The sequence below is a fragment of the Humidesulfovibrio sp. genome, from assembly GCF_030689645.1.
GTDB lineage: Bacteria > Desulfobacterota > Desulfovibrionia > Desulfovibrionales > Desulfovibrionaceae > Humidesulfovibrio.
The window spans coordinates 25,538-34,661 of record NZ_JAUYFU010000043.1; the positions used below are offsets into that span (position 1 = coordinate 25,538).

The 9,124-nt window shown below is 64.7% G+C and carries 10 protein-coding genes; 5 read left to right on the forward strand and 5 right to left on the reverse strand.

Going from position 1 to position 9,124, the window contains the following annotated elements; translation table 11 throughout:
* Positions 1-8 precede the first annotated feature (8 nt).
* The 4 genes from cbiD to Q8O35_RS06595 are packed head-to-tail and all read right to left on the reverse strand — an operon-like array spanning position 9 to position 3,563.
* Complete coding sequence (gene cbiD, locus Q8O35_RS06580) at positions 9-1,202, reverse strand: cobalt-precorrin-5B (C(1))-methyltransferase CbiD (RefSeq protein ID WP_305571846.1); 1,194 nt, start codon at positions 1,200-1,202, stop codon at positions 9-11.
* Complete coding sequence (locus Q8O35_RS06585; RefSeq protein WP_305571847.1) at positions 1,199-2,761, reverse strand: SDR family oxidoreductase; 1,563 nt, start codon at positions 2,759-2,761, stop codon at positions 1,199-1,201. Before Q8O35_RS06585 ends, cbiD begins: the two co-directional genes overlap by 4 nt.
* A 3-nt stretch (positions 2,762-2,764) precedes the next feature.
* Positions 2,765-2,998, reverse strand: coding sequence for a hypothetical protein (locus tag Q8O35_RS06590; protein WP_305571848.1), 234 nt, complete (start codon positions 2,996-2,998; stop codon positions 2,765-2,767).
* Positions 2,999-3,017: 19 nt separating this feature from the next.
* Positions 3,018-3,563 carry a cysteine hydrolase family protein gene (locus Q8O35_RS06595; RefSeq protein WP_305571849.1) on the reverse strand — a complete coding sequence of 182 codons (546 nt, stop codon included), beginning with the start codon at positions 3,561-3,563 and terminating at the stop codon, positions 3,018-3,020.
* A gap of 296 nt (positions 3,564-3,859) precedes the next feature.
* Between Q8O35_RS06595 and Q8O35_RS06600 the strand changes: the two genes are divergently transcribed.
* Positions 3,860-5,059, forward strand: coding sequence for a DUF2325 domain-containing protein (locus tag Q8O35_RS06600; RefSeq protein ID WP_305571850.1), 1,200 nt, complete (start codon positions 3,860-3,862; stop codon positions 5,057-5,059).
* Positions 5,060-5,110: 51 nt separating this feature from the next.
* On the opposite strand, the gene Q8O35_RS06605 is transcribed toward Q8O35_RS06600, so the two are convergent.
* Positions 5,111-5,458 (reverse strand): cytoplasmic protein, encoded by a 348-nt coding sequence (locus Q8O35_RS06605; RefSeq protein WP_305571851.1) that lies wholly within the window; start codon positions 5,456-5,458, stop codon positions 5,111-5,113.
* A gap of 274 nt (positions 5,459-5,732) precedes the next feature.
* On the opposite strand from Q8O35_RS06605, the gene Q8O35_RS06610 reads away from it, so the two are divergent.
* The 4 genes from Q8O35_RS06610 to Q8O35_RS06625 all read left to right on the forward strand — a co-directional run.
* A complete protein-coding gene (locus Q8O35_RS06610) occupies positions 5,733-6,950 on the forward strand; it encodes a bifunctional 3,4-dihydroxy-2-butanone-4-phosphate synthase/GTP cyclohydrolase II (protein WP_305571852.1) in 1,218 nt (405 codons plus the stop codon).
* Between the two features lie 30 nt (positions 6,951-6,980).
* The gene (gene ribE / locus Q8O35_RS06615; protein ID WP_305571853.1) at positions 6,981-7,451 is read left to right on the forward strand and encodes a 6,7-dimethyl-8-ribityllumazine synthase; all 471 of its coding nucleotides are present in this window, start codon (positions 6,981-6,983) and stop codon (positions 7,449-7,451) included.
* A gap of 75 nt (positions 7,452-7,526) precedes the next feature.
* The gene (nusB, locus tag Q8O35_RS06620; RefSeq protein ID WP_371133102.1) at positions 7,527-8,078 is read left to right on the forward strand and encodes a transcription antitermination factor NusB; all 552 of its coding nucleotides are present in this window, start codon (positions 7,527-7,529) and stop codon (positions 8,076-8,078) included.
* 30 nt (positions 8,079-8,108) lie between these two features.
* The coding region (locus Q8O35_RS06625) for a class I tRNA ligase family protein (protein ID WP_305571854.1) at positions 8,109-9,124 on the forward strand (1,016 nt) is incomplete at its 3' end.

The window sequence follows — 9,124 nt, forward strand, 5'->3', positions numbered from 1 at the left end:
AATCTCCCTTACCGCGAACCAGCGCCGGGGTGAAGGGGGGAGGCTACTGAAAACAGCGCCGGGTCCGACGCATCGGCGTACAGGCAGCCGCCGTCCGTCCCGTTGTTCAGGTCGAAAACCACGTACCGCACGTCGAGCCCCTTGCAGGCGCTGCCCTTCACGTGCCTTGCCGCCGCAGCCTTGGCGCGCTCAACCAGCAGAGAGGTAAGCCTGCGGGCCGTTTCGACAGGCAGCAGGGACAGAGCCTGTGACGCGGTGTTGGCCCCGGCGATGGCCGCCACGGCAGCTTCATCCGCGCCAGCCTGTGCGGCCCAGCGGGCCAGCAGGCCGAAGTCCAGCTCCGCCGAGCGGGCATGGGTGCTCTCAAAGCCTTGCGCCTGCTTCACCAGCTTGCCGAAAAACACCGCCCAGATGACGGTGGAGAAGCCCCGTTCCGCCGCGGCGCGCAACGAGTGCGCAAAAAAATCCGCCGCCTGCACCAGGCAGACGTCCGGCGTGAAGGGGTGGCGCTCCTGGAAGAAGCGTTCGCTGCGGCGGCCTGTGGTCATGACCGCGCAAAGGTGCCCAGCGGCCTTGGCAACATCCAGGCTGCGGCAGACGCACTCGGCCCAGGCTCCGTGGCTGTAGGGCCGCACGATGCCGCCCGTGCCCAGGATGGAGATGCCGCCCGTGACGCCCAGGCGCGGGTTCAGGGTGTGCTTGGCCATGTCCTCGCCCCCCGGCACTTCGATGAACACCAGGGCGATGCCCTTGAAGTAGTCGGGCAGCACCTCCAGCACGCTCTGGCGAATCTGCCCCAGAGGGCCGGGATTGATGGCCGCGCTCCCGACCTCCACAGGCAGGCCGGGCAGAGTCACGCGGCCCACGCCTGCGCCGCCGCCGATGAGCACGTGTGGACCCACGCCGGAAAAGGCCGGGTCCAGCGTCACGTGGGCCTCGATGCGCGCGCCGTGGGTGGCGTCCGGGTCGTCGCCCGCGTCCTTGACCACTGCGGCGCGCACGCCCAGGCCGTCGTCGGCCACGCTGGCGATGGAGATGGTGAGCCGCCCGGCATCCGCCGGGTGCGGCGGCGGCAGGGGAATGTCGACGGTTTTCGGAACCTCGCCCGTGAGGGCGAAAAGCGTTGCCGCCCGCGCCGCCGCAGCGGCTGCGGAGCCGGTGGTGAAACCTTCGCGCAGGGGCTCATCGCCGCGCCTGCTCAAGAGCGCCCCGCCTTCTGGGTCGGGGAAGGATCAATCTTGTGCGGCTCAACCAGCAGCGGCGCATCCGCAGCGCGGGCCAGATTCCTGAGCATGGCCGGGAACAGCAGACCGTGGGCCGGGTACATGCTCCACCAATACAACAGGCCCCACAGCCCACGCGGGCGGAAGCTGGTCAGCAGGGAAATCCTTGTGGCCTCCAGCCCCTGGAACGACGCGGGTTCGATTTGCAGTTCCAAGGTTGCCGCGCCCGGCACCTTCATCTCGGCCAAAAGCAGCAGACGCCGCCCAGGATTCACATCCAGCACGCGCCAGAAATCCAGGGCATCGCCCGGCCCCAGTTGCTCGGGATCGCGGCGGCCGCGCATATGCCCAGGCCCGCCCACCAGCTTGTCGGCCAGACCCCGGATGCGCCACAGAATGTCGCCCGCGTACCAGCCCGTGTCGCCGCCGATGCGCGTCACAGCGTCCCACACCCGCTCAACGGGCGCATCCAGGGTTGCGGCGTAGTCTGCCGTGAACAACGTGCCGCCAGCAAAGGGCGCGTCGCCAGCCTTGGTCCACTCCGCCGGGCAGCTTGTGCGGCTGGTCAAAAAATCTGGAGCGCAGGCCTGGCCCGCGTCAAAGCAGCAGCTGGGCGCCGGGCCTTGCCCGGCCTCGGAAAGGGCCTGAGCTATTGCGTCGTGGCAAGAGAGCAGCTCCTGCGGCACGAAATCGAGGATGCGCCGGTCATGGCAGACCACCTCGTTCTTAAGCCCCTCGATGAGCGGACGGATGAGGTGGGCCGGCACCGGGGTGATGAGGTTGACCCAAAAGGCGCTCAAAGCGGGCGTCAAAAGCGGCAGGGGGATGATCAGCGGAGCGCGGATGTGCGCGGCCCGGGCGTAGGTGCGGAACAATTCGCCGTAGGTGATGACGTCCGGCCCCCCGATGTCCAGGGTCTGGCCCGTGGTGGCCGGATTCTCCAGGCAGCCCACCAGATAGCCCAGCACGTTGCTTACGGCGATGGGCTGGCAGCGCGTGCGCACCCAGCGCGGGGTGAGCATCACCGGCAGGCGCTCCACAAGGTTGCGGATGATCTCGAAGGAGGCGCTGCCCGAGCCCAGAATGACGGCGGCGCGCAGCACCGTGGCAGGCACCGCGCCCTGCGTAAGGATTCGGCCCACCTCGGACCGGGAGCGCAGGTGCTCGGAAAGTCCCGGCGCGTCGTCCCCCAGGCCGCTCAAATAGATGATGCGCGAAACCCCGGCCTCGGCTGCGGCCTGGGCCATGTTGCTGGCGGCCTCGCGGTCGGCCTGGGCGAAGTCTCCGCCTGCGCCCATGGAGTGCACCAGGTAGAACGCCGCCTGGCACCCGCGCATGGCGGCCACGAGGCTGGCCTTGTCCGTCACGTCGGCGGGCAGGGCCTTGAGGTTCGGATGCGCCCCCCAGGGCCGCGCCGCCAGCTTGCGCGGGCTGCGAACCCCTGCATGCACCACGTACCCGCGCGAAAGCAGCAGCGGGGCCAGCCGTCCACCCACATAGCCGGTGGCCCCGGCGACGAAGACTGTTCCAGGCTCCATGGCCTACTCCTTGCGCTGCCAGCCCAAACGGGACAGGCAGTCGGCCAGGGCCTTGTCGTGCGCCTGCCCCTGAGGCTGCGCACCGATCTTATCCTCGCAGAACTTGCTGTCCTCAAGGAACAGCTGGTCCTCCTTGCGCGGGCTGGCGACCTGCGGGTGGACCCAGTCCTTGGACTTGGGCAGGCAGCCGGAAAGCAGCATCAGGCACAGGCAGGCGAAGAAGGCAGTAACGCGCATGAAGATTCCTCCAAAAAAATCAGGACAACTCAAGTTCCGCAGCAGGGGCCACCTGGGCGAAAACAGCGCCCAGGGCGGCCAGGTAGGCAGCCTGCACATCCGCCGCAGCCACCGTGCGCCCGCCGAAGGAGAGCTCGCGGGTGGCGCAGGCGTCAGCCACAAGCCGACAGGCAAACCCCAGGTCAAAGGCCGCGCGCACCCCGGTATCGATACACATATGCGTCATCATGCCGCAAATGGTCAACCGCGTGGCCGAAAAGCCATGCAGAATCTCAAGCAGGCCCGTGTCGCGGAATGAATTCGGGAAATGCTTGGTCACCACGGGCTCGCCCGCCTGCGCGGCCACCAGGGGGTGGATCTCCGCGCCCTTGGTGCCGGGCAAGAAGAACGTGGAGCCAGCCCGGATGTTGTCGTGCCGAACGTGAACCACCGGCAACCGGGCCAGACGGAAGCGGGCCAGCACCTCCCCCGCCACGCGCCCGGCAGCCTCCGCGCCCGCAAGCTCCATGGCCCCGCCCGGAAAATAGTCGTTCTGGATGTCGATGATGACCAGCGCATCGCTCATGGCTCGCCTCGCCTCGCTGCTTGAGTGGTTTCAGTCCAATCCGGCGAGCCTACCACCAAACCCGCCGCAGGCCAATGTTCCCTGACCAACGCAAGGAGCCTCGCCGCGCGCTGTGCCGCAAGACAAGAAAACTGACAAAGCCCCTGTTATCAAGGCATACAGCAATTACTTGACAATGAACTTCATTTTCAACTAAAAAGAAGCCGTGCTGTTTCAACCTGAAAGTCATTCCTAAAAAACAAGAGAACAAAGCCTGTTCTCAGGACATCAACCCCACTTTCGCCTGGAGGCCTGAAATGCTCAAACGCAATATGTGGGACCATGCGGACTACCACTGCCCCATCATCGGAACATGCCTGACAACCACGGAGCTGCGCAAGCTGGCCGCGAGGGTGCAGCTCATCCTGCCTCAAAACGCATCAGACTACGAACTGCACGGCAGCTTCGTAACCCTGGCCAAAAGGCCGGAGCGTCCTGCTAAAATTGTTCAGAAATACCTGGACCGCAAGTTCAGCCGCCAGATGAAACGCTTCTCCAAGGCTGTGGGCGACGAACAGCTCTGGACCCTTTGGGCGGAAATGGCCGACGCTGGGGACATCCCCGGCGCCTTCTGGGCCGTCATGCGCCACCAGGGCGCCAGCGAAAAGTTGCTGGCCCAGATCTACGGTGAGGTGCACATGCTCTCGCACTTGGTGGGAGCCAGCACCCGCGCCGACCTGCGCCGTTTATCCGAGGCGCAGGCTCAGGTTGAGCAGTTGCAAAGCGCCCTGGCCGAGCGCAAGACCGTGCTGCGAAACGCGGTTGCCGTGTGGAAGCGGCGCACTCTGGAGCTTGAGCGCGAACTGTCCAACGAGCGCGCCCGGCGCGAAAAGACAGAGCGCGAGCGCATCAGCCTGCGCGAGCGGCTAGAGTCGCACAGCGTGGCCGAGCTTGAGCGCGACCGCCAGACCCTCAGCGTCCAGTTGGAGCGGCTGCAGGACCGGCTGGTGCTCTCCGAGGCCGAGACCCGCCGGCAAGCCTGCATCATCGAATCGAATTACCGCGAGGAGTCCCTGCTGCGCGGCCAACTGACCGAGCGCGACCACGAGGTGGAGGCCCTGGAGCTGGCCCTGCTTGAAGGACTGCAACCCAAAACTCCTTGCGGAGCGGCCTGCGACAATCCCGCCGCCTGTCCCTGTCCGCGCCTGCGCGGCAAATGCGTGCTCTATGTTGGAGGCCGCAGCGGACTCAGGGGCCAGTACCGCATGCTGGGCGAGCGTTTCGGCTGCGAAGTGCTGCACCACGACGGCGGCATGGAGCAGTCATCACAGCATTTGCAGCAGATGCTCAATCGCGCAGACGCCGTTGTCTGCCCTGTGGACTGCGTGAGCCATGAAGCCTGCGCCCTGGTGAAGCGCATGTGCCGCAGCAGCATGAAGCCCGTGCTTTTCGCCAGGTCGTCCGGGCTGTCGAGCCTGGCTTCGTCGCTGGCGGTGCTGGACAAGGCGTGCCAGTAGCGGGATGGATCAGGGGGCTCTGCCCCCTGCACCCCTGCCAAAGGGGGAGCGTTAGAAAATCAAGACGGTAAAACCCTGCTGCTGATAGCCCGCCACGCCGGGGTGCCCGCTCATGTCATCGAGCAGGGGCACCCCGGCTGCCTCCACTGCCGCAAGGGCTCCCAGCTTGACCGAACAGGCCCGGCAAGCCCCGAAAATCAGCCCGCGCTCCCGCGCCTTGAGGTACAGGGGGTTCAGGAAGTGGCCAGGCTCCGTCATAAGCGCAACCAGCTTCGTGGCCGCGCCCTCCAACACTATGCCCGCCTGAAAGCCCTTGGCGTGCAGGTCCAGGGCGTTCAGCAAAACGTGAATGAAACACAGGGGGTCGTCGCGGAAAGCGAACAGAACGGTCTTTTGCATGGTGCGCTCCTTGCCCGGCAGGGGGAACATGCGTGGCCGGGTCTTGCCCACGGCATACCCCCCGTCAGCATACGATGCAAGGCGGCCTTGACAGCACCTGGACCGCCCGAGGCAACGGACCAGACAAGGCAGACTCCAACCACATGATTTTCTACACAGAAATTCACTCTTCACAGCCGCCGAATTTTGGGCTAAACGATCAGGTTCCGTTGTTTGAGAATCCGGCCCGGCATGCCTTGAGCTGCCGCCGCGCCCCCAAGAGAGAGGTTCATCCATGCCCCTGTGCACCATAGAGGAAGCCATCGAAGACATCCGGCAGGGCCGGATGGTCATCATGGTGGACGACGAGGACCGCGAAAACGAGGGAGACCTCGTTGTCGCCGCCGAGAAAACCACCCCTGAAATCATCAATTTCATGGCCAAGTTCGGGCGCGGGCTCATCTGTCTGGCCATGGAGCCAGCCATGATCGACAAGCTTGAGCTGCCGCTCATGGCCCAGTCGAACGAATCCAAGTTCGGCACCAACTTCACCGTCTCCATCGAAGCCCGCGAAGGCGTCACCACTGGCATCTCCGCCTTTGACCGCTCACACACCATCCTCACCGCCGTGGCCGACGGCGTGAAGGTCGGCGACGTGGTGACTCCGGGCCACGTGTTCCCCCTGCGCGCCCGCTCCGGCGGCGTGCTGGTGCGCGCCGGCCAGACCGAGGGCAGCGTCGACATCTCGCGCCTTGCGGGCATGAAGCCCGCGGGCGTCATCTGCGAGATCATGCGCGACGACGGCCAGATGGCCCGCATGCCGGACCTGGAGATCTTCGCAGCCGAGCACGGCCTGAAGATCTGCTCCGTGGCCGAGCTCATCAAGCACCGCATGAAGTACGGCGGCAAGGCAGTCACCAAAATCGGCGAGGCCGACATGCCCACCCGCTGGGGCCACTTCAAGACGGCTGCCTTTCATTCCGAGGCCGACAACCGCACGCACATCGCCCTGTTCAAGGGCGACATCACCCCGGACAAGCCGGTGCTCGTGCGGGTGCACAGCGAATGCTTGACCGGCGACGTGTTCGGCTCCATGCGCTGCGACTGCGGCGACCAGCTGGCTGCCGCCATGTGCATGATCGAAAAGGAAGACGCGGGCGTGCTTCTGTACATGCGCCAGGAGGGCCGGGGCATTGGCTTGGGCAACAAGATCCGCGCCTACCACCTGCAGGACGAGGGCTACGACACTGTCGAGGCCAACGTAAAGCTGGGCTTCAAGCCTGACCTGCGCGAATACGGCACCGGCGCGCAGATCCTGGTGTCCCTCGGCGTATGCCAGATGAAGCTCATGACCAACAACCCCAAGAAAATCGTGGGCCTCGAAGGCTACGGGCTCAAGGTTGTGGAGCGCGTGCCCATCGAGATGGCCGCCTGCTCCGTCAATGAGCGTTATCTGCAGACCAAGAAAGACAAAATGGGCCATCTGCTCAACATGGGCGACGCCCAAAAATAGGCCACAAATACTTCCGCACGGAGGACGATCATGCCGCACATCAAAACCATCGAAGGACAACTGGACGCCAAGGGGCTCAAGGTCGCCATCGTGGCCAGCCGCTTCAACGACTTCATCGTGGGCAAGCTCATCGGCGGCGCCGTTGACGCCCTGACCCGTCACGGCGCCAGCCGCGAGGACCTCACCCTGGTCAAGATCCCCGGCGCCTTCGAAATGCCGCTCATCGCCAAGAAGCTCGCCGCTTCCGGCAAATACGACGGCATCGTCTGCGTTGGCGCGGTGATCCGCGGCGCCACCCCGCACTTCGATGTGGTGGTCAACGAATGCGCCAAGGGCCTGGCCGCTGTGAGCATGGAGTACAACATGCCCCTGGGCTTCGGCGTTTTGACCACGGACAACCTGGAGCAGGCCATTGAGCGCGCAGGCTCCAAGGCCGGCAACAAGGGTGTCGACGCCGCCATGGCCATGCTGGAAACCGCCCGCGTGGCCGCCCAGATATAAATTCGCGCAAGCATGCTCGCCCCCTGGCGGGCGTTACACCGGGCAGTCCCACAGGCCGCCCGGCAGGAGCAACCGGTGACTGCACCCGACAAGAGTAAAGGCTCGCGCCGCCAGGGACGCACCCTGGCCTTCCAGGTCATCTTCGGATTGGCCTTTGCCCCGTCCTTCAAAATCGACCAGGTTTCGCTCCGGCAGACCTTTGCCGACAACCCGGCGGTGATGGACTGCGAAGGAGAGGAGGCGCTCGCCTTTGCCTCCCAGCTGTTCATGGGCATCTGCGAGCATCTGGACGACATCGACAAAGTCATCGGCAAACATTCCGACCACTGGAAGATCGGCCGCATCGGCAAGGTTGAGCTGGCTATTCTGCGCCTGGCTCTCTTCGAGATCCTCTACCGCCAGGACATTCCGCTCAAGGTGGCCATCAACGAAGCCATTGAGCTGGCCAAGGGCTTCGGCGACGAGAATTCGCGCGCCTTTGTCAACGGCATCCTCGATGCCGTGGCCCGCGCCGTGGATCAGGGCCGCTTCAACGCCGTCGACAAGAAGATCGACAAGAAGCCGGAAGTCAAGGACGATAAACCGATAATCAGAAAGGCCGACAAAAAGGCCGACACGGCGAAATAGCCGCACGCTTCAAGGGGAGGCAAACGCACAATGGGTTTCGGCAAGTACGATCCGCAGCAGGTTGAGCAGAAGTGGCAGAACAACTGGAACGAGACCCGCTGTTTCGAGGTGGAGGCCGATTCCTCGCGCCCCAAGTACTATGTGCTTGAGATGTTCCCCTACCCCTCGGGCAAGATCCACATGGGGCATGTGCGCAACTACTCCATCGGCGACGTGGTGGCGCGGTACAAGCGCATGCGCGGCCACAACGTGCTGCACCCCATGGGCTGGGACGCCTTCGGCCTGCCCGCCGAGAACGCGGCCATAAAGAACAAGACGCACCCCGCCGCCTGGACCTACGCCAACATAGCCGACATGCGCACCCAGCTGAAGCGCCTGGGCTATTCCTACGACTGGCGGCGCGAAATCGCCACCTGCCGCCCTGAATACTACAAGTGGGAGCAGCGCTTCTTCATCCAGATGCTGGAGAAGGGCTTGGCCTACCGCAAGAACTCGCCCGTGAACTGGTGCGAGGGCTGCAAGACCGTGCTGGCCAACGAGCAGGTGGAAGAGGGCAAGTGCTGGCGCTGCGACGCCGAAGTGGAGCAGAAGCAGCTGGAGCAATGGTTCTTCAAGATCACGGCATACGCCGACCAGCTGCTGGAAGACCTGAAGCTCCTTGAGGGCTCCTGGCCCGAGCGCGTCATCACCATGCAGCAGAACTGGATCGGCAAGAGCGTCGGCGCGGAACTCACCTTCCGCATCAAGGGCTCGGACGAAACCATCACCGTGTTCACAACACGACCCGACACCCTCTGCGGAGCCACCTTCATGAGTCTGGCCGCAGAGCATCCCATGGTGGAGAAGCTCATCAAGGGCAACCCAGAGGCCGAAAAGGTCCGCGCCTTCTGCCGCGAAGTGGCCAACATGGACCGCATCAAGCGCGGGGCCGAGGATCTGGAGAAGGAGGGCGTGTTCACCGGCGCGTACTGCGTGAACCCGCTTACGGGCAAGGACATGCCCATCCACGTGGCCAACTTCGTGCTCATGGGCTACGGCACCGGCGC

What these genes read in the sequence shown, in the direction of transcription:
- Q8O35_RS06585 (WP_305571847.1), bottom strand. Translation starts at nt 2,761, where the DNA reads ATGGAGCCTGGAACAGTCTTCGTCGCCGGGGCCACCGGCTATGTGGGT.
- Q8O35_RS06590 (WP_305571848.1), bottom strand. Translation starts at nt 2,998, where the DNA reads ATGCGCGTTACTGCCTTCTTCGCCTGCCTGTGCCTGATGCTGCTTTCC.
- Q8O35_RS06595 (WP_305571849.1), bottom strand. Translation starts at nt 3,563, where the DNA reads ATGAGCGATGCGCTGGTCATCATCGACATCCAGAACGACTATTTTCCG.
- Q8O35_RS06600 (WP_305571850.1), top strand. Translation starts at nt 3,860, where the DNA reads ATGCTCAAACGCAATATGTGGGACCATGCGGACTACCACTGCCCCATC.
- Q8O35_RS06605 (WP_305571851.1), bottom strand. Translation starts at nt 5,458, where the DNA reads ATGCAAAAGACCGTTCTGTTCGCTTTCCGCGACGACCCCCTGTGTTTC.
- Q8O35_RS06610 (WP_305571852.1), top strand. Translation starts at nt 5,733, where the DNA reads ATGCCCCTGTGCACCATAGAGGAAGCCATCGAAGACATCCGGCAGGGC.
- ribE (WP_305571853.1), top strand. Translation starts at nt 6,981, where the DNA reads ATGCCGCACATCAAAACCATCGAAGGACAACTGGACGCCAAGGGGCTC.